The organism is Comamonas brasiliensis (assembly GCF_018292285.1).
GTDB classification, from domain to species: domain Bacteria; phylum Pseudomonadota; class Gammaproteobacteria; order Burkholderiales; family Burkholderiaceae_C; genus Comamonas; species Comamonas brasiliensis.
The window spans coordinates 1,742,293-1,761,148 of sequence record NZ_JAANES010000001.1 but is presented as its reverse complement, the minus strand read 5'-3'; the positions used below and the strand labels follow the sequence as shown (position 1 = coordinate 1,761,148).

General features: G+C 58.4%; 18 protein-coding genes. 9 read left to right on the top strand and 9 right to left on the bottom strand.

Features of this window, described 5'->3' with window-relative positions:
• The first annotated feature begins 22 nt into the window (after positions 1 to 22).
• From DJFAAGMI_RS07980 to DJFAAGMI_RS07955, 6 genes are all read left to right on the top strand, one after another.
• Positions 23 to 1,009: a KpsF/GutQ family sugar-phosphate isomerase gene (locus DJFAAGMI_RS07980; protein WP_211456619.1), complete on the top strand. Its 987-nt coding sequence runs from the start codon at positions 23 to 25 to the stop codon at positions 1,007 to 1,009.
• 103 nt (positions 1,010 to 1,112) lie between these two features.
• Positions 1,113 to 3,104 (top strand): capsular polysaccharide biosynthesis protein, encoded by a 1,992-nt coding sequence (locus DJFAAGMI_RS07975; protein WP_349305222.1) that lies wholly within the window; start codon positions 1,113 to 1,115, stop codon positions 3,102 to 3,104.
• 158 nt (positions 3,105 to 3,262) lie between these two features.
• Positions 3,263 to 4,699, top strand: coding sequence for a capsule biosynthesis protein (locus DJFAAGMI_RS07970; protein ID WP_249333915.1), 1,437 nt, complete (start codon positions 3,263 to 3,265; stop codon positions 4,697 to 4,699).
• A 141-nt stretch (positions 4,700 to 4,840) separates the two neighbouring features.
• Positions 4,841 to 6,031 (top strand): hypothetical protein, encoded by a 1,191-nt coding sequence (locus DJFAAGMI_RS07965; protein WP_249333913.1) that lies wholly within the window; start codon positions 4,841 to 4,843, stop codon positions 6,029 to 6,031.
• Complete coding sequence (locus tag DJFAAGMI_RS07960; RefSeq protein WP_211456615.1) at positions 6,028 to 7,413, top strand: cytochrome P450; 1,386 nt, start codon at positions 6,028 to 6,030, stop codon at positions 7,411 to 7,413. Before DJFAAGMI_RS07965 ends, DJFAAGMI_RS07960 begins: the two co-directional genes overlap by 4 nt.
• Positions 7,410 to 7,757, top strand: a complete 348-nt coding sequence (locus DJFAAGMI_RS07955) for a hypothetical protein (RefSeq protein WP_003054158.1) — start codon at positions 7,410 to 7,412, stop codon at positions 7,755 to 7,757. Before DJFAAGMI_RS07960 ends, DJFAAGMI_RS07955 begins: the two co-directional genes overlap by 4 nt.
• 190 nt (positions 7,758 to 7,947) lie before the next feature.
• Here the strand turns inward: DJFAAGMI_RS07955 and DJFAAGMI_RS07950 are convergent, their stop codons facing one another.
• From DJFAAGMI_RS07950 to DJFAAGMI_RS07910, 9 genes are all read right to left on the bottom strand, one after another.
• On the bottom strand, positions 7,948 to 9,120 hold the full coding sequence (locus tag DJFAAGMI_RS07950; protein ID WP_211456614.1) for an acetyl-CoA acetyltransferase: 1,173 nt from the start codon (positions 9,118 to 9,120) through the stop codon (positions 7,948 to 7,950).
• A 1-nt stretch (position 9,121) separates the two neighbouring features.
• Positions 9,122 to 9,523 (bottom strand): Zn-ribbon domain-containing OB-fold protein, encoded by a 402-nt coding sequence (locus DJFAAGMI_RS07945; protein WP_211456613.1) that lies wholly within the window; start codon positions 9,521 to 9,523, stop codon positions 9,122 to 9,124.
• Positions 9,520 to 10,218: a 3-oxoacid CoA-transferase subunit B gene (locus DJFAAGMI_RS07940; protein WP_211456612.1), complete on the bottom strand. Its 699-nt coding sequence runs from the start codon at positions 10,216 to 10,218 to the stop codon at positions 9,520 to 9,522. Before DJFAAGMI_RS07940 ends, DJFAAGMI_RS07945 begins: the two co-directional genes overlap by 4 nt.
• The gene (locus tag DJFAAGMI_RS07935; RefSeq protein ID WP_211456611.1) at positions 10,215 to 10,901 is read right to left on the bottom strand and encodes a 3-oxoacid CoA-transferase subunit A; all 687 of its coding nucleotides are present in this window, start codon (positions 10,899 to 10,901) and stop codon (positions 10,215 to 10,217) included. Before DJFAAGMI_RS07935 ends, DJFAAGMI_RS07940 begins: the two co-directional genes overlap by 4 nt.
• Positions 10,902 to 10,909: 8 nt before the next feature.
• Entirely contained in the window at positions 10,910 to 11,890 is a 981-nt protein-coding gene (locus tag DJFAAGMI_RS07930; RefSeq protein ID WP_211456610.1) for a Bug family tripartite tricarboxylate transporter substrate binding protein, read from the bottom strand.
• A gap of 204 nt (positions 11,891 to 12,094) precedes the next feature.
• Entirely contained in the window at positions 12,095 to 13,099 is a 1,005-nt protein-coding gene (locus DJFAAGMI_RS07925; RefSeq protein ID WP_211456609.1) for an alpha-ketoacid dehydrogenase subunit beta, read from the bottom strand.
• Entirely contained in the window at positions 13,089 to 14,072 is a 984-nt protein-coding gene (locus tag DJFAAGMI_RS07920; RefSeq protein ID WP_211456608.1) for a thiamine pyrophosphate-dependent dehydrogenase E1 component subunit alpha, read from the bottom strand. The genes DJFAAGMI_RS07925 and DJFAAGMI_RS07920 overlap by 11 nt, the downstream gene beginning before the upstream one ends.
• A gap of 2 nt (positions 14,073 to 14,074) precedes the next feature.
• Positions 14,075 to 14,857 carry an HpcH/HpaI aldolase family protein gene (locus tag DJFAAGMI_RS07915; protein WP_211456607.1) on the bottom strand — a complete coding sequence of 261 codons (783 nt, stop codon included), beginning with the start codon at positions 14,855 to 14,857 and terminating at the stop codon, positions 14,075 to 14,077.
• On the bottom strand, positions 14,854 to 16,113 hold the full coding sequence (locus tag DJFAAGMI_RS07910) for a Rieske 2Fe-2S domain-containing protein (protein ID WP_249334064.1): 1,260 nt from the start codon (positions 16,111 to 16,113) through the stop codon (positions 14,854 to 14,856). The genes DJFAAGMI_RS07915 and DJFAAGMI_RS07910 overlap by 4 nt, the downstream gene beginning before the upstream one ends.
• Positions 16,114 to 16,347: 234 nt before the next feature.
• Here DJFAAGMI_RS07910 and DJFAAGMI_RS07905 point away from each other — a divergent pair, with 234 nt between their 5' ends.
• The 3 genes from DJFAAGMI_RS07905 to DJFAAGMI_RS07895 all read left to right on the top strand — a co-directional run bounded on the left by DJFAAGMI_RS07905 (position 16,348) and on the right by DJFAAGMI_RS07895 (position 18,843).
• Positions 16,348 to 17,145: an IclR family transcriptional regulator gene (locus DJFAAGMI_RS07905; RefSeq protein WP_211456606.1), complete on the top strand. Its 798-nt coding sequence runs from the start codon at positions 16,348 to 16,350 to the stop codon at positions 17,143 to 17,145.
• 11 nt (positions 17,146 to 17,156) lie between these two features.
• The gene (locus DJFAAGMI_RS07900) at positions 17,157 to 18,095 is read left to right on the top strand and encodes a PDR/VanB family oxidoreductase (protein ID WP_211456605.1); all 939 of its coding nucleotides are present in this window, start codon (positions 17,157 to 17,159) and stop codon (positions 18,093 to 18,095) included.
• Positions 18,096 to 18,339: 244 nt separating this feature from the next.
• Entirely contained in the window at positions 18,340 to 18,843 is a 504-nt protein-coding gene (locus tag DJFAAGMI_RS07895; protein WP_043003747.1) for a hypothetical protein, read from the top strand.
• Positions 18,844 to 18,856 lie beyond the last annotated feature (13 nt).

Genomic DNA, 18,856 nt, shown 5'->3' with positions numbered 1-18,856 from the left:
TAGAGGAAGTAGACAAATGGACATGAAAGTGAAGAACGATACTGCTGGCGATGCTTTGGCCATTGCGCAGGAGACGCTGGACATAGAGATTGAAGCACTGCGCCGCATGCGCTCGCGTATGGATGACCGTTTCAACGATGCGGTGGAGATGGTGTTGGCCATGCAGGGGCGTGTAGTGGTGGTGGGCATGGGCAAGTCCGGCATCATTGGGCAGAAGATTGCCGCTACGCTCGCATCCACCGGAACGCCAGCCTTTTTTGTGCACCCGGGAGAAGCATTCCACGGAGATCTGGGCATGATCAAGCCCATCGACGTGGCACTGCTGATTTCCAATTCGGGCGAAACGGAAGAAGTGCTGCGCATTCTCCCGTTCCTGGAACATCAGGAGAACAGGATCATTGCACTGACTGGCAAGATGGAGTCCACACTGGCACGCCATTCGCATGTTGTGCTGGATGTTGGGGTTGAACGTGAAGCTTGCAAGAACAATCTGGCTCCAACCAGTTCCACCACCAATACGCTGGCGATGGGCGATGCCCTGGCGGTGGCTTTGACGGTAAAGCGCGACTTCCAGCCAGAAGATTTTGCGCGCTTCCATCCCGGGGGGAGCCTGGGGCGCCGCCTGCTGACGCGCGTATGCGACGCCATGCAAAAAGGTCCGTTGCCTGTATGTTCCCCCGATGCATCGTTCCGCGATGTGGTGACCTCTATCACCTATGGCCGCATGGGACTGACTTTGGTGATGGATGGCGAAGCGCTGCAAGGCATCATCACTGATGGCGACCTGCGCAGGGCGTTCGGTGTGCAGGATGATGTGAAGCTTCTGAGTGCTCAGCAGATGATGTCATCGAACCCCCTGACGATTGGTGAAGAGGTTCGATTTGCAGAAGCCGAAGCCTTCATGAGGGAAAAAGAGGTGGGAGCTCTGGTTGTGAAGAATGGCGGAGGTCAAGTGACGGGCGTCCTTCAGATCTATGGTCTGAAGGGCGAATCTTCTCCGGCAGTTTGATATGAGGTTCGGGATTCTCTCGAAGGGCATTGGCAGAATCCCTTTCCTTGATAGGTTGGCGGGAGCTGATGTCTCACGCCTTTCGTCCTGGCTTCGTTCTGATGTGGATGCTGTGGCCGGGTGGGGCCTGCGCCCAAGCACCCGCAAAGCCATAGCTTATGCAGGCAAGCATGGCCTGCCTTATGTGGCGCTGGAAGATGGCTTTCTGCGCTCCTTTGGCACTGGCGAGCATTTCCCGCCGCTGTCGCTGGTGGTCGATGACGCGGGCATCTACTACGACTGCACGCGGCCCAGTGCACTGGAGCGCCTGCTTTGCAGCGATGTCAATCTGCTGGCTGCGGATGCCGCGCTGGTGCAGCAGGCCAGAGAGAAGCTGCTCTCCGCCGCGCTTAGCAAATACAACCACGCTCCTGATCTGCCGGAGGGCGTGCTGCGCAGCGACGATGTTCAGCGGGTGCTGGTGGTGGACCAGACGGCGGGCGATATGAGCGTGGCCAAGGGCGGGGCGGATGCCGCTACCTTTGACGCCATGCTGGCCGCTGCGCTGGCCGAAAACCCGCGGGCCACGGTCTATGTCAAGACCCATCCCGAGGTGACTTCGGGCCGCAAGGGCGGCTATCTGACGGGCGTGCAGCCCGATGCCCGTACGATGGTGCTGCGCGACGCCGTCAATCCGATGAGTCTGATTGCACAGATGGACAAGGTCTATGTGGTCAGTTCGACCATGGGCTTCGAGGCCTTGCTGGCAAACAAGCCATTGGTTTGTTTTGGCGTTCCCTGGTATGCGGGCTGGGGCGAGACGGATGATCGCCAGCCCCAGCATGCCGCCATGCTGCGTCGCTCCGGTCGCCGACGCTCGGTGGACGAGTTGTTTGCAGCCGGCTATATGCACTACACCCGCTATTTGAATCCGGAGACCCGGCAACGTGGCGATGTACTGGATGTGATGGACTGGCTGCAGCGTCAGCGCCAGGTGGCCAGGCGCTTTGGCGGACGCATGATTGTGGTGGGCTTTCGACGCTGGAAGGCCGCGAACGTGAAGGCCATGCTGTCCCTGTATCCCGGCAAGGTGGTCTTTGTCAAGAATGCTGCTGCAGCCGGGGCTTTGCAGCCTGCTGATGATGATTGCCTGGTCTGCTGGGGCCGGGTGCCGCCGGCAGGTGTACAGGAGTTGGCGGATGCAGCGGGCGTGCGCCTGCTGCGCATGGAGGATGGCTTTGTCCGCTCCGTGGGCCTGGGCTCCGATCTGATCCCGCCGCAGTCCTTTGTGCTGGATGCCAAGGGCATTTATTTCGACCCTGGTCAGCCTTCGGAGCTCGAGGATTTGCTCAACACCCGGGCATTCACGGCGCAGGATCTGCAGCGTGCGCGCAATGTGCGTGCCTTTATCGTCGAGCATGGCATCACCAAGTACAACCTGGAGCCCAATCGCCCGGTGGGCTGGTTCCACAAGGACCGTCCGCAGGCCGGTCGGCAGGTGGTGCTGGTGCCAGGTCAGGTGGAAGATGATGCCTCCATTCGCTTTGGCTGCGATGCCGATGGCGTCTGCACGAATCTGGGTCTGATCCAGGCGGCGCGCGCAGCGTTTCCGGAAGCATTCATCGTCTTCAAGCCGCACCCTGATGTGAGCAGCGGCAATCGCAAAGGCCATGTCGAGCCGGCTTTGGCCTTGCAGCATGCCGACCACATTGAGCGGGGCGCTTCGGTGGTCAGCTGCATAGAGGCTTGCGATGTGGTGGTGACCATGACCTCGTTGACAGGCTTTGATGCCTTGCTGCGCAACAAGCAGGTGGTTGTGCACGGGCGCCCGTTCTATGCAGGCTGGGGCCTGACGCAGGATCACTTGCCCGTGCCGCGCCGAAGCCGCCCGCTGTCACTGGATGAGTTGGTTGCGGGGGCGCTGCTGCACTATCCCTTGTATTGGGATCCGGTGCTCAGGGGCTACACCAGCTGCGAGGCGGTGCTCAGGCGCTTGCTGGAGCAACGCACGGCGCTGGAGCAATCTGGCGGTTTGCAAGGCTTGAAGTCTGGCTGGCTGCGGCGGCAATGGCGCAAAAGCAGGGTGCTGCTGAAGTCGATTTTGTCGGACTGGTGACACTTACCTTTTTTTGCAATTATTTTTCATCGATTTGTTGTCAACGTGCAGTGATGTGCGCGGGCGTCTTCCGGTGAAACCCCTAAAATACAGGGGTCATGCTTCATGACGCCTCCATAGAAATACCAAGCGGCCTGACAGCCCGCAGTCCCGTACGCATGAAGAACAAGAGTGGATTTGCGTCTAAACGTGTTTTGTTGCTGCAAGGCCCGGTAGGGCCTTTTTTCTGGAACCTGGCCAAGGACTTGCGCTCGGTGGGGGCGACTGTCTTCAAATTCAACTTCAATGCCGGGGATTGGCTGTTCTACCCGCGCAAGGCGCATTCGTTTCGCGGAGAACTGACGCAGTGGCCTGAGGTGCTGGAGGCCTTCATCATCAGGCACCGGATAGATGCCGTGCTGCTGTTCGGCGATTGCAGGCCCGTCCATGCCTGCGTGCGCTCCATGACCGAGCGTCTGGGCTGCGCCTTCGGGGTGTTTGAAGAAGGTTATCTGCGGCCCGATCACATCACTTTTGAGCCCATGGGCGTGAATGGACATTCTCATTTCGAAAAGAGACTGGCCATATGGCTGAAACAAAGGACGCAGCAGGAAGACGTGCTGCCGCGTTCTCATTCAAACGGGCCGGCGACAGAGTCGTGGAAGAAAGTCGGAAACTCGTTCTGGCATTCGGCCATGTGGGGCATGCTGTATTTTTTTGCAGCCTGGCTGGGCCAGTGGTTCTGGAATAACGCCCTGCATCACCGAAGCATGACGGTGCGCGATGCTCCCTGGTGGTGGCTGAGCTATCTGCGTAAATTCTGGTATCGGCGCACGGAAAAGGAGACAGAGAATCTGCTGCTCGGTGATCTGCGCAAGAAATTCTTTCTGGCTCCCTTGCAGGTCTATAACGATGCCCAGATCGTGGTTCACTCGAACTATGATTTCGTGACGGATTTCATCAATCACGTGCTGCACTCGTTTTCCCGGGCTCAGGCGCTGGAGCGCACGAATGGCGTGCCTGAAGGTGGAAAGTCGATTGCGGACGACGTGGTGGTCTTCAAGCACCACCCCATGGACCGTGGACACCGGAACTACGCCAACATCATTCATCTGCTGGCGCGGCGGCATGGTCTGCAGGGCAAGGTGTTCTATATCCATGATCAACACTTGCCTTCCTTGCTCAAGAGCGCCAAGGGCGTGGTGCTGGTCAACAGCACGACCGGGCTTTCGGCCTTGGGTCATGGTGCTCCCGTCAAGGTCTGCGGCAATGCCTTGTATGACCTTGAAGGTTTGACCTATCAGGGCAAGATGAGGGACTTCTGGTTTCGGGCCCATCAGGCGGTGCCTGATCAGGAAATGCTCTCGCGCTTTCGCAAGGCATTGATAGAGTGCACGCAGATCAATGGCAGTTTCTATCGCCGGCTGTCGGCGGTTTCCTGGCGCTGCGGGGCTGCGCTGGATGGACAGATGGCCCAGCGCCTGTGGGGCGGCGGCCTGTCGGTGGATCCTGTACTCTGGCCCGAAGAGGCTGCGGAGCCAGTCTTTGTTTCCAGGCCGGCCAATCAGAAAGATGCCATGCCTTCCATGCTGCAGGGGGTCGCCTCTGTCGAATAAGCCTTGGTATGGAGGGGGCCAATGACTAGCAGCGAAAAGAACATCTCATTCGAGCCTTCCGAGAAGAGAGGGGATGGAGAACGCCTCGTGATCTTCATGGGCGGCTTTGATCCGCGCGGTGCAAGGCACTATCACCAGTTGATGCGCGCCGAGGCGCAAAAGCAGCCGGTGGCTTCTGCGGATCGAAAATACGCGATTGGCGGCAGAGAAAAATGGAGCGCCGGGGAGCATGGGCAGGAGAAATCGCTGCATTCACGCTGGAAAGTCTCTCAGACCGATTCCGGAAACTCGGCTAGCGCCGATTTTGTTTTTTTCGACTGGCATGATCAGGTCCGTCTGCACTGGCCTTCAAGTCGGGCAGAGGTTTTCCGCCAGGCCGTGGGCACCTATGTCTCTATCTGGAATCTGAGGCAGTGGCTAAAACCCGTGCGTGAGCAGGCGCGCTTTACCCTGTGGGCGCTGATGTATCCGCTGTGTTACATGCTGCTGGTGCTGTTGGCCGGACTGGGCATGGGCTCAATGCTTGTCAGTGCGTGGGACGGCTTGCCGCCAGTGGGCGCAGCCGCGCTGATGCTGGCGGCGGTCGCTGCCTTCGGCTGGGGCGGTCTGGTGCTGGATGGCTATCTGCATATCAGCTGGCTTCTGAGGATTCTGAACTTTGCCCATGTCAGTTCCCGGGAAACCTTTCCCGTGCTCGATGCGCGCATCGAGACCATGGCCGCCGAGGTAGCGCAGGCCCTGCAGCAGCAGCGCTGGCGCGAAGTGGTGGTGGTCGGTTTCAGCGTGGGCAGCGTGCAGGCTTTGAAGTTGACTCAGGCACTTAGCCGGAAACTGGCAGAAAGTCCCTTATCCTTGCAGCCTTCGCGCAGGCCGCTGGTGAATCTGGTCACCCTGGGCAATTGCATTCCGCTGTTCGGGCTGTTTCCCGGCGCCGGTGCCTTGCGGCAGACCTTGCGCGAGATTGCCGTGGACGAAGCGGTGTACTGGGCCGATATTTCTTCCCCCAGCGACAGCGTGTGCTTCGGCATGTGCGATGTGGTGGGGCTGTCATTGCGCGAGGATGGACGCAAGAATGAGACCCAGGCCGCCAGTCCCGTTATCGACTCCGGCAAGCGCCGGCCGCAGTGGGGATTCAACCCGCAGGCGATGTGCTCCCCGCGTTTTCACAAGCTGTTTTTGTCGACAACCTACCGTTGGTTGCGCAGGAACAAGATGCGCATGCATTTTCAGTATCTGATGGCCGGCGAAGTTGCCGGTGCCTATGACTATTTCGAGTTGCTCACCAGCGCCGGTCCGATGCGTGACTATATAGAGAGGAAATTGGTGCGATGAGTCGTTTCTGCCCCGCCTATCCCAAACCCCACCCTGAGCAGACATCGAAGCTGCGCATGTTCTGGCATGCGCGGCGCTCCTGGATGGACGCGCTGTTCGAGCGCAGCTACAGCATGCAGATGGGCGAGGTCCATCTGCCCGGCGTGGATCTCTACATGCTCAATGACATCCAGGAAGTCAAGCGAGTCATGCAGAGCGAGGCGCAGCAGTTTCCCAAGAGTCATCTGTTGCACGAGTCGCTGGAGCCCTTGCTGGGAGACAGCATCTTTACGACCAATGGCGAGCAGTGGCAGCGTCAGCGCACCATGATGAACCCGGCGTTTGCCCAGGCCCGCGTGAACGTCGCGTTCCCGCGCATGCTGGGTGCCGCGCAAGCCATGCTGGAGCGCCTGGATGCCGTGGACGAGGCCCAGCCCTACGACATCGAGATCGAGATGACTCATGTCACCGCCGACATTATTTTCCGCACGATTTTTTCCACGCCCTTGCAGGGGCCCGATGCGCACCGCATCTTCGAAGCCTTTGCGCGCTACCAGGCGCTGGCTCCCAAGCTCATGCTGCCGGCTTTGTTCGGCGTTCGCTGGCTGACCATGCCCTGGTATCGCTGGCAGAGCAACCAGGCCGCGACGGAGATCCGCGGCCTGCTGCACGCCATGATCAAGCCGCGCTATGAGGCGCATCTGAGGGGCGAGGCCGAGGAGCAGGAGGATATTCTTGCCGCCTTCATGCAGGCCAAGGATCCGAATACGGGCGAGCCTTTCAACGAGGAAGAGCTGGTCAATCAGGTTGCCATGCTGTTTCTGGCAGGGCATGAAACCTCTGCCAGCGCACTGACCTGGGCCAGCTATCTGCTGTCCCAGTCTCCCGACATACAGCAGCGTGCCTACGAGCAGGTGCTGGAGGTGGCCGGCGATCGTCTGCCGCAGCAGGGCGATATGAAGAGCTTCTCGCGGGTCTGGAATATTTTTCGCGAGACCTTGCGCCTGTTTCCGCCAGTGGGCTTTTTTGCGCGGGAGAACGTGCGATCCTGCCCCATCCGGGGCAAGCAACTGAAGGAGCGCAGCACGGTGGTGGTGGCGCCCTGGCTGCTGCAACGCCACCGCAAATGGTGGCAGAACCCCGATGCCTTCGATCCTGATCGCTTTGACCGCGAGGAAGACAAGGAGGCGATCAAACATGCCTATATGCCTTTCAGCATGGGCCCGCGTGTCTGCCTGGGCGCTGCATTTGCGCTGCAGGAAGCGGTCCTGATTCTGGCCTGCCTGCTGCAGCGCTATGAGATTCTGCCTGCACCAGGCCATGTGCCGCAGCCCGTGGGACGGCTGACGATTCGCTCCGAAAATGGGGTACGTATCAAGTTGCGCAAGAGAGAGGCTGCATGAAGGAGCGCCTGGCAGGTTTTGTGTTGATGTGCGCCGTTGTGCCGCTTGCGGTCGTGGGCTGGCTGATTCTTTGCTGGGTCGGCCTGTTCGGCAAGACGGAGCGGGGCAGGGCCGGAGTGCGCGCGCTGGACCATTTCGTCAATGCCGCCGTGCTCAACGGCTATGCCTGGGAAAGCGTCTCATCGCATGCCTGGCGCGAACGCGAGAACAAGCGCTGGGCGCGCTGGGTGATCAGGGTCACAGACCACTTCCAGAAGGATCACTGCATGCGTGCCAACAAGCGCGAGCAGCCCGTGGTGGACCTGATCCTGAAAAAAGGCCTGCAGGGTCAGACGATCAAATAGGCTGTCGTGCTGAGCCTGCCAGTTTTCATTGCGCACTGATCTCTTCGGCGCAACGGCTTATGAAGTGGGCGTGATCAAGAGGGCGCATTTCGGCTGCCAGTGCAGTCCTGCAAGTAGCTGGCAGAACCCTCCAACGGGTGGTTGGCTTTAAGCATGGTTGTTGTTGAGGGCATGGAGCTTTTGATCGCATCTAGAGCGCGGCTTGCGTACCTAATATGGCCGTGGATTGGCTGGCGAGAACTCCCCCGTTGCCGTGGCAAAGCACGGCATCGACTGCTTGAAGCCCGCGTGATTGACCGTTCGTACGAAGCAACTCAACGGCCTCGATGACGGTGAATATCCCGTACATGCCGGGATGCACGCAAGATAGGCCACCTCCGTTGGTATTCACGGGAAGCGCCCCGCCAGGGCCGATACCCGTTTCTGCAATGAATGCCCCTCCGTCGCCTTTTGCGCAAAAGCCCAGATCTTCCAGAAAGAGCAGAACATTGATCGTGAAGGCGTCGTAGAGTTGTGCGGCATGTATGTCTTTAGGGGACAGCCCGGCCATGGCAAACGCCTGAGCGCCTGACTCGCGGGCCGCGGTGGACGTGAGGTCCGGCATGCAGGAGATCTGCCTATGTGTCTGTGAGGCAGCCACGCCCAGGACATAGACGGGTGGTTCTGCGCCAGGGCCAACCCGGTCCGCGCGGGTCATGACGAAAGCGCCTGCGCCGTCAGTGATCAAGCAGCAATCGAGGGTGGTCAGCGGGTCACTGACCATGCGTGCCGAGAGCACGTCTTCGACCGCCAATGGCTCACGACGAAAGGCCAGCGGATTGGCTTGCGCCCATTGCCTTGCGGCGACTGCAACATTGGCCAGCTGCTCGCGGCTGGTTCCAAATTCATGCATATGCCTCGCTGCAGTTAACGCATAGGAGGTCGCGGGGTTGAACGGTGCGTAAGGTGCCTCAAAGACTTGCGGCTCAAGCTGAGCGCGCGCAGCAATCTGCTGGCGAAAGTCAGAAGCAGAAAAAGCGGTGCTTCCGTATGCAACCAGCACCGCATTGCATGCACCGCTGTTCAAAGCCATTGCTGCATTTTTTAGACAGCTGACGTAGGCGCTTCCACCAATATTCGTGCTGTCCATATAGGTAGGATTGATGCCAAGGTATTCGGCGACGGAGAGTGTTGGCAAAAAGCGATTGAAACTCGCCGTAAAAATTCCATCGATGTCGGACATCTTGAGGCCGGCATCGCGCACGGCAGTGTGCGCGGACTTTGCCAATATTTCCATCTCTGAAAAGCCGGTGGCATTTCCCATGCCCGCCAGGCCAATTCCGGTAATTGCCACCGTACCGCGCAGCTGATTGATATTTCTCATTTTAATTACCCGGGATCGGATCGAATAAAACCTGGGGCTGTGCAATAGCCTCGAAATGGGCCAGCAAGGACTTCACTCGCATCCCAATACGAACCTGATCAGGTGGATGGAGGCGCATGCGGCTCATCATTCGAAAACCCTCGTCCATATCGACAAGCACGATGCAGTATGCTCCGCCATTTTTCTCGGAGCGAGGAATTATGCTTTTGGAATAAATGGTGCCAGTGCCTTTGGGTTCTATCCAAAGAAAATGTCTTCCCGCACAATAAGGGCATATTTGTCTCGGGTAAAAAATGCTCTTGCCACAGTCGGTGCAAACAGGTATTCGCCATTGGCCAGAAGCCAAGTAGTCAAAATATCGAGCCTGTACACCATAATCTTCCGACGGCTGAATGGGTGTCATAAGCTATTTCTCCTGTCCTCGCAGGAAACAAGCTTCATATCCGGCGCTGCGCGCAACGGAGCCTGCGTGATTTCCTGAAGCATCGTGAAATCCAGAGAATCGGCCATTTCCTGCACGACCATGCCCTGTAGGGTGATATCGATGACCGCTAGGTCGGTGTAGACACGGTCGACGACGGAGGCCCCCGTGAGTGGATAGCTGCATTGCGATACCAGCTTGGGACTGCCGTCGCGCGTCAAATGATCCATGATCACGAAAACCTTGCGCGCTCCCGCCACCAGATCCATGGCTCCTCCCACGGCAGGAAGCTCGTCAGGGTCGCCAGTCCACCAATTGGCGAGGTCTCCTTGCTCCGAGACTTGAAAAGCACCCAGAATGCACAGGTCGAGATGGCCTCCGCGCATCATGGTGAACGAGCTGACGTGGTCGAAATAGCAGCCTCCCCGCAATAGGGTTACCGGCTTCTTGCCTGCATTGATCAAGTCCCAGTCGACCGCTTCAGGGGCCGCAGGGCCGCCCATGCCCAGCAGGCCGTTTTCGCTGTGTAGTATCACGCTTTTGTCGGCTCTGATATGGCTGGCAACCAGTTCAGGCAAGCCAATTCCTAGATTGACATACCAGCCATTCTCAATGTCATCGGCGACGCGCCGTGCAAGACATTGGCGACTACGCCCCTTGATGGTATAGGTGCTCATGTATTTGCTCCCGGAATACTCACCACGCGTTGAACAAAAATCCCCGGGGTGACGACATGCTCCGGATCAAGTTGGCCTAGCTCCAGCGTTTGCTGAACCTGAGCGATCGTGGCTTTTGCAGCCATGGCCATGACCGGATTGAAATTGCGCGCGGCTTTGCGGTAGCTGAGATTGCCCCAGCGGTCGCCTTGATGGGCCTTGATGAGCGCGAAGTCCCCGTGCAAGGGCAACTCCAGCAAATATTGCTTGTCGCCGATCATGCGCACCTCCTTGCCTTCGGCCAGCAGTGTGCCTGCTCCGGTCGGGCAGTAGACACCGCCCAGACCGGCTGCAGCTGCTCGCAAACGCTCCACGATGGTGCCTTGCGGCACGAGCTCCAGCTCGATGCGCCCTTGCTTGTACCAGCGGAGAAAAATATTGGGATCGGACTTGGGGTCTGCCGCTTTGGGAAAGGAGCAGATCATTTTTCTGACTCGTCCGGCATCCACAAGGGCCGCCAGACCGTCACGGCCGGTTCCCGAGTTGTTGTTCACGATGGTCAGGTCGCGGGCGCCTTGGTCTATCAGTCCGTGCACCAGTTCATAGGGCAGGCCGGCTCCCCCGAAGCCCCCGACCAAAACAGTGGCCCCATCGAAGATGTCGGCCAATGCCGAAGGAATATTCGCATGGATTTTGTTGAGCATGGCGGGCTTTACTGCTGAGCCTGAATGCCGATCTTGGTCATGAAAGCCGGCCAGCGTTTGGCTTCTTCGCGCATGAAATTTCCGAATTGCTCGGGAGAGCTGGACTCGATCGTCAAGCCAAGGCCCACAAACGGCTGGGCGAACTCGGGGTTGGCAAGAGTCGCTTTGACGGCTTTGTTGAGCGTATCCACGATGGGCTTTGGCGTTCCGCTGCGCACCACCAGCCCCCACCACACGCTGATATCCACCGAAGGGTAGCCAGCCTGCTTCATCGTCGGAATACCGGCAAGAGCCGGGATGGGCTTGTCCCCGGTCACGGCAAGTGCGCGCAGCCGTTTGCCCTCGACCTGTGGAATCACCGTGGATCCTGCGTCGAAGATCATGGTGATGTTGCCACCCATCACATCAGTGAGGGCCTGAACGCTGCCTTTGTAGGGCACACGCAATAGTTTGATATCGGCCGCCTGCGAAAAGAGCTCGCTTGCGAGATGAAGACTGCCGCCGTCTCCCAGCGATGCATAGCTGGTCTTGCCGGGATTCTTTCTTGCCAGCGCCACCAGGTCTTCAACGTTATGAGCAGGAAGATCGGCTCGGACGGTGAGGATGAGTGGCGATGAAAACAGACTTGAGACTGGAGAAAAGTCCTTTGCTGGGTCGTAAGTTAATTGCCGATAGATCCCGATATTCGTGGCCAGACTGGTCATGGAGCCGAGAAACATCGTATATCCATCTGCCGGTGCCCGTAAAACGGATTCCACGCCGATCACCTGATTGGCTCCTGGTTTGTTTTCTACAATCACCGGCTGTTTTAGTTTGTCGCTGATACTTTTTGCGAGTGAGCGCGAAAATGTGTCAGCGAGCCCGCCAGGAGGGTAAGGGACGATTAGTCGGATCGGTCTGTTTGGATATGCGTCACTGGCGTGAGCACCCGTCATCGCAATTGTGCAGGTGAAAAGGGTGATGAGCCAGAGTTTGAAGTTGAATCTCATGGGGTGTCTCCGATATAGATTTTTTAATGGCTGTCAAAAATATGGAGATTGGATTTAATTTATTGCTGACTCCTGATATGAGGTATTGCTTTGTGGCGATGCTGCGTGCAATTGAAGAAATGATCTTTGTGTAATCTCAGATTTTGAGAGATACGTAGAACAGTGAATAGCTCTTGAGCTTCATTGCTTATCGAGTATTGGAAATCAACTGACCAGTTCTCGCGCTTTCTGAATGATATTCTTTGCACAGGGAATGACAGCCGCTTGCAGATGCGGAGCTGCGGGGATGCGAATATCCGGTGTTGCCAGCCGACCCACCGGTTTTTTGAGAGCGGTAAAGCACTCGGCATGGACGCGGGCCGCAATCTCGGCGCCGAACCCGCCGGTCAGATTGGCTTCATGGACGATCAGCAATCGACCGGTTTTCTGCACGCTTTGCTGCAGTGTTGGCCAATCGAAAGGCGCCAACCAGCGTGCATTGATGACCTCGGCATTGACGCCATGCTCGGCTTGCAAGGCGTGCGCTGCCTCATGAGCGCGGTGCAGCATGCTGCCCCAGGTCACGATGGTCAGGTCACAGCCGCTGCGTGTGATGTGAGCGTCAAAGCTGCTTTGCACCGGGCCGTTCAGGGTGACCGGCTCCGTCAGAGTGTGATAAAGCCCCCGGTTCTCGATGATCAGACTCGGGTCATTGCAGGCGATGCCAGTCAGCAGCATGTCGTAGGCATCCTGCACGGTCGCCGGCAGCCCGACCCGTAGACCGGGCACATGGGCAAACATGGCCTCGAGGTTCTGTGAGTGCTGGGCGCAGGAGCCGGGCAGGGCGCCTTGCTGCGTGCGGATGGTCATTGGGGCCTGCAGCTTGCCGGCCGAGACATAGCGCACATTGGCAGCCTGATTCACGATCTGGTCCATGGCGACCAGGCTGAAGTCGATCCACATGATCTCGACAATAGGTCTGAGGCCACACATGGCAGCGCCGACAGCGGTGCCCAGCATCGCGGTTTCACTAATCGGCGTGTCAAAAACCCGTGCACTGCCGAACTCCTTTTGCAGATCCTTGGTGACCCCGAAAACGCCACCGGGTTTGGCCACATCCTCGCCGAAGAGCAAGGTTTCAGGCATTTCCTTCAAGGCTCTGTTCAAGGCAGCGTTGATGGCCTTGGCGTAGCTCAGTTGTAGGGTCGATGTGGTTTGTTCATGCTGCATAGAGGTGTTCCATCACGGTGTCGGTAGAGGCCAGGGGGGCTCTCAGTGCCCTGGCAGTGGCCGCGTCGATATGGGTGGCGGCATTGAGGTGGATGTTCTGCACCTCGGCATCGGACACACCGCTGAGTTGCAGGCGCTGACCCAGGCGCAAGATGGGCTCATGTAGCTTGGCATCGGCAATTTCACGGACCGTGCGGTAGCTCTGCATGTCGCCGATGTAGTGGCCCACCAGGCGCTGCGTCATCATTTCGATGAGCACAGGCCCATGGCCATTGCGCACCTTCTGAGCGAAATGCTCCATGCATTGCTTGACGCCCAGGATGTCGTTGCCATCGATGCGTACACCGTCCATGCCGAAGGCGCGGGCACGCTTGAAAAGCGCGGCATCGCGCACGGTGTCGGCAATCGGTGTCAGCTCGGCATAGGTGTTGTTCTCGCACAGAAAAATCACTGGCAATTTCAGGTATGAGGCAAAGTTCATCGCCTCGAAAACGCCTCCTTGATTCATTGCCCCATCACCGAAGGCGGTGATGGTGAGGCTTCCGTCCCTGGCCATCGTGCTGGCCAAGGCGGCGCCGCAAGCTATGGGGGCACCGGCGCCGACGATGGAGTTTTCGCCAAAAAAGCCCCATTCAGGCGCACTGAAGTAGGCAGAGCCGCCACGGCCCGCGCATACCCCGGTCTCACGGGCCAGCAATTCCGCCAGGATGGCTTCGGCTGGAACGCCGCAGGCATGGGCCCAGCCATGGCCGCGATAGGTGGAAAACACACGATCGCCGGGTTGGCGGGCAGCGCAGGAGCCGCTATAGATCGCCTCCTGGCCTATGCACAGGTGAACGGAGCCCTGAATTTCGCCGCTTTTGCGCAGGTCCGCGATTCTCTCTTCCAGCAGACGTATGCGGATCATTTGCTCCAGCAACTCCTTTGCCAGAAAGACCTCGCTGTCGTTGATCGGCTCTATGGAATATTGCATCGTCATCTCCTTTTATTTGCGAGCTCTTCGAATCGTTGAAGCAGTTGGACTGCGGAGTTCAGCAGCACGCCCATATCGGAGCCCGGCACAAACATGCGGGCTCCAGCCTCCTGGAAAACGGCCATGTCTGGTGGCCCGCACAAAATGCCCGAGGCCTTGCCCAGGCGAGTCGCGGTCTGTATGGCCTGGACGCAAAGCGCCACCACGCGCTCATGCCGGGGCTGGCCCAGCAGGCCGATGTCTGCGGCGAGATCATGCGGGCCGAGAAAAACGGCATCGACATGGCTGCTGCTTTGCAGAATTGCTTCGAGGTTTTCCACGCCCTGCAGCGATTCGATCTGAATGATCAGTGAGGTCTGTTGGTTGGCCTCTTGCAGGTACTGCTGGTTTCTGCCGTATCGGGCAGCTCGCACCGAGCCGGCGATCCCGCGCTGTCCCAGGGGCGGGTAGTAGGCGTAGCGCACCAGGCGCTGCACTTCTTCCGGGGTTTTGACGTTGGGGAGCATCAGCGAACGCACGCCCAGGTCCAGCGCGAGCTTGATCGTGAACTCGTCGATCATGGGCAGGCGCAGCACGGCTTCGGTGCCGCAACCCTTGAGGGCGCACAGCTGTGCATGAAGGTTGACGGCATTGTTAGGCGTGTGCTCGTTGTCGAACAGCAGAAAGTCGAGACCTATTTCGCCAAGGGCTTCGGAGATCTGTGGGCTGTAGGTGCAGCAAAACAGGCCGACGACCTGTCGGCCGGATTGCAGCTTTTGCTTGAGGCTGCTGGCGATCGTGTTCACGCCACGATGCCCTGCTGATGGCCGAAGCGCTCGACCATCACTTCGTGCAGCCTCTTGTCCCTGTGCGCCACCCAGCCGCCGGAACGCATCTTGTATGACGCGGCATGGGCTGTCGCCCTGGGGGCTTGCTGTGTTTCCTTCAGCGCACGCACCGCTTGCAGCATGTGGCGACGAAAGCGCGCAACGCCCACATCGGTCGGAAAGAGGTGCTCACGGGTGCGGTCGGCAATCGAGCCTTGGCTGTCCTGAATGGCAGCATCTTGCTCGGAGACGCCCTCGATGCCCGTGAAGCTATGGCTTTTTTGGGCGGCACGGTCAATCAGGTAGTCATTGCCCTTGGTGCGCAGAGGAACGTAGTTCTCGTCGACTTGCGCGTGCACGGTATGGCCCATCTTGCAGCGGGCGATTTCCTCATCGCTCAGCGCGCGATCGGGGTTCCAGGTGTAGGTGTAGATCCAGCAGGAGTGGTCATCGACGGGCACAAAGGTCTGGCCGTGGTAGTTCTCTCCAGGAAAGGCACTCGGCACCAGAGCATGGTTGGGATGCATGAACTGGGCAATACGCCAGTACAGATCGTCGTCGTCGGCCTTGCGCGCGCCACCAATCGTCAGGCCTACATCGGTTTCCAGTACCTCAAATTTGGGCATCGGGTCGTCCTTGACCCAGCGGATGCGTGCGTTCTGGGCGGATTGCGCGCCGATGGCTGCGTGCTGCAGCTTGCTCAGTGCTTCTTCTTCGTCCTTGGCAATGACCATGTGAAGAAAGGAAAAATGGGCGGTGTCGATGGCGCCTTCCAGGCATTGGGCCCAGTTGCAGTCCTGCCATTTCTTCGAAACGTAGATATGCGTTGCCGGCAGGGTGGTGAATTCCATGGCTGGAAAATTGGGCGTTTCTTCCTTGGGGCCCATATAGGCCCAGATATAGCCTCCCGCTTCGTGGGTTGGGTAGGACTTGATATCGAGCTTGTCACGGCAGGTACCTGGCGCTGCAATCGGAATATCGATGCATTTACCATGGCGATCGAACTTGAGGCCATGAAATACACAGCGAATGCCGCCTTCTTCATTTCTGCCGTAATAGAGGCTGGCACCTCGGTGGGGGCAAAAATGGTCCACCAGACCCACCAAGCCCTCGGTATCTCTAAAGGCCAAAAGGTTTTCGCCGAGGACTTTTACTTTCCTGGGAGATCCATCGGCCTCGGGAAGTTCGCAGGAAAGCAAAACGGGTTGCCAGAATCTCCGGAAATACTCACCCATCCCGGTTTCAGGCTGAGTGGATGTCAATAGCTGATTTTCTTCGTGGTTCAAGATGAAAGCTCCGCGTTATTGATAGGCTTGATTCCGTGGGTCGGAGTCGGATTGGTGTGTTCTCTGTTTGACCTAACTGGGTGGTGGCAAAGCCGGAATACGTATATATTGTTTTTGAAATCGGAACAAAAAATATATTTTGTTTCGCATGTCGAAACATCGTTCTACACAGCGAGTCAATCTATGACCGATCTTCTTAAAGACGACAAAAATTCCTCAGATCGACAGTTCGCCTACACGCTTGCCAGAGGCATGGATGTGCTGCGTTGCTTCTCGCCGGAGCGCGGAAGTCTGAGCAACAAGGAGCTTTCGGAGTTGACGGGTATGCCGAAAGCGACGGTTTCCCGCTTCACCTATACCTTGATGCAATTGGGCTATTTGCGCTCTGACAAGGATACGGGCCGCTATCTGCTGGCTCCGGCGATCCTGACCCTGGCCTACCCTTTGCTTGCGAATCTCGGGGTACGCCAAATGGCCAGGCCCGCCATGCATGATTTTGCAAATGCGGTTCAAGGTTCGGTGTCTCTCGGTTTTCGGGAGCGCATGCAAATGGTTTATGTGGAGACGGCAAGGGCTCGCTCTGTGTACTCAGCCAATATGGCTGAAGTAGGGATGGCACATTCGATGATTTCGAGTGCAATTGGTCGTGCCTATTTATGTGCCTGCACTCCCGTGGAGCGGGATGCCTTGCTCAATGAGGCCAAGGTGAAAACCCCCGAGCTATGGGAAAAATTTGGCGAGGCGGTGGAGCGTAGCTTGGCGGAATATCGAGTAAAGCGCTTTTGTTATTCGTATGGTGATTTGAGGCCTGATATTTATGCGGTGGCGGTTCCCTTGATTCGGGAGCCGAATACGGAAATTGCCGTCATGAATTGCGTGCTGCAGTCATATCAGGTGGCAAAAGGCGAGCTTGAGTCCAATTACGGCCCTCGATTGCTGTCGCTGGTTGGCAGTTTGACGGGGGGTGTTGCAATGAGGTAGGGGAGTCCACAGTGGGAAAAATCAAGGTCAAGGTGACGAGGAAAACGGCGGAAACCGATGAAATATCCAGCTACCGGCTGGAAGCTGCTGGGCCACAGCCGTTGCCGCATTTTTCACCGGGATCGCATATCGATGTGCATTTGCCCAATGGCCTTATCCGTCAGTACTCATTGATGAATACGCAGGGTGCGTATTACGAGATCGCCGTCCTCAGAAGTCCGCAGGGTCGTGGCGGGTCGATCACCATGCACGCAGCGGTGCAGCAGGGCGACGAGCTCTGGATCAGCGCACCGCGCAACCACTTTGCGCTGCGGGAGGATGCCGCACATTCGTTGCTGATAGCTGGCGGCATCGGCATCACCCCCATGGTGGGTATGGCGCGTCGCCTGCAGGCACTGGGACGCGGCTTTCGTCTGCACTACGCAGCACGTAGCCGCGACAGGATGGCGTTCCATGGCCTATTGGCTGCAGAGCTGGGCGAACACGCGCAGTTTCACTTTGATGATCAAGGCGGGTTGGAGCTGGCAGCCTTGCTGGAGAGTCCCGGTGCCGATAACCATCTTTATGTGTGCGGCCCCAAAGGTCTCATCGATGCGGTTCTGGGCTGTGCTCAAAGCCTGGGCTGGGCTTCGGATCGCGTGCACTACGAATTGTTTGCTGCGGAGGTCTCACAGGCCGACTCCAGCGGATTCGACATAGAAATTCAAGGTCTGGGCCGGATCGTGCGGGTGCCAGAGGGCGTCTCGGCGGTCAATGCGCTGGCCGCTGCAGGTATACAGATTCCGGTCTCGTGCGAGCAAGGCGTGTGCGGTACCTGTCTGACCAGGGTGGTCGAAGGTGAGCCCGAGCATCGAGACATGTACCTCACGGACGATGAAAAACGGTCTTGCACCGTCTTCCTGCCTTGTTGCTCACGGGCCAAGTCCAGCATGCTCGTGATTGCGCTCTGAGCGCATGGCGCAATCGCGTTTGCGCTGCATCTGTGGGCGGTGAGATATGGGGCGGGGCGATCAGGTGAGAGGTTGGCCGGCCCGTTCAGCCGATTGAGCCGAATCGGCGCATTACGCCTCTTTACGCTTCGATATTGATACCGGTCAGCGGGAACCGGCCCTGGCGCGTTAAGGACTGAAGCGTTTCCGGGTTGAAGCGCGATCTCGCCGGCCCCACGGTGATCTATATCGAGCATGGAGAGGTATGTCCAATCGCACTTCAATCATCCGCAGTCTGGCGGCCTTGGCGCTGGTTTGCGCAGCGGGTGCCGCCCAGGCACAGGCCTATATCAGCGGCTCCATCTCGGGGCAGCTGGCGCCCGGGGTCTACGGTCAGGTCAATATCGGCAATGCGCCGCCGCAGCTGCTGTATGCCCAGCCGATGTGGGGCGGCCCGGTAGTGCCGCAGGTGCAGCCTATCTACATGTGGGTACCGCCCGGCCATTCGCGTAACTGGCGCCGTTACTGCGGTCGCTACCATGCCTGCGGCCAGCCGGTCTATTTCCTGCGCAATCCGCCACCCCATTGGCGTGCAGGACCTCCGCCGCATCACCATCACGACAGGCGCGACTGGCGTGATGATCGCCGTGATCATCGTCACTGGGACAGAGGCGATCGCCACGACCGACGTGACTGGGACAGGCATGACCGTGACGACCGGGGGCGCGGCCATGGTCACGGCCGTGGACATGGACGCCATGGCGACTAAATTAAGGGTTAAC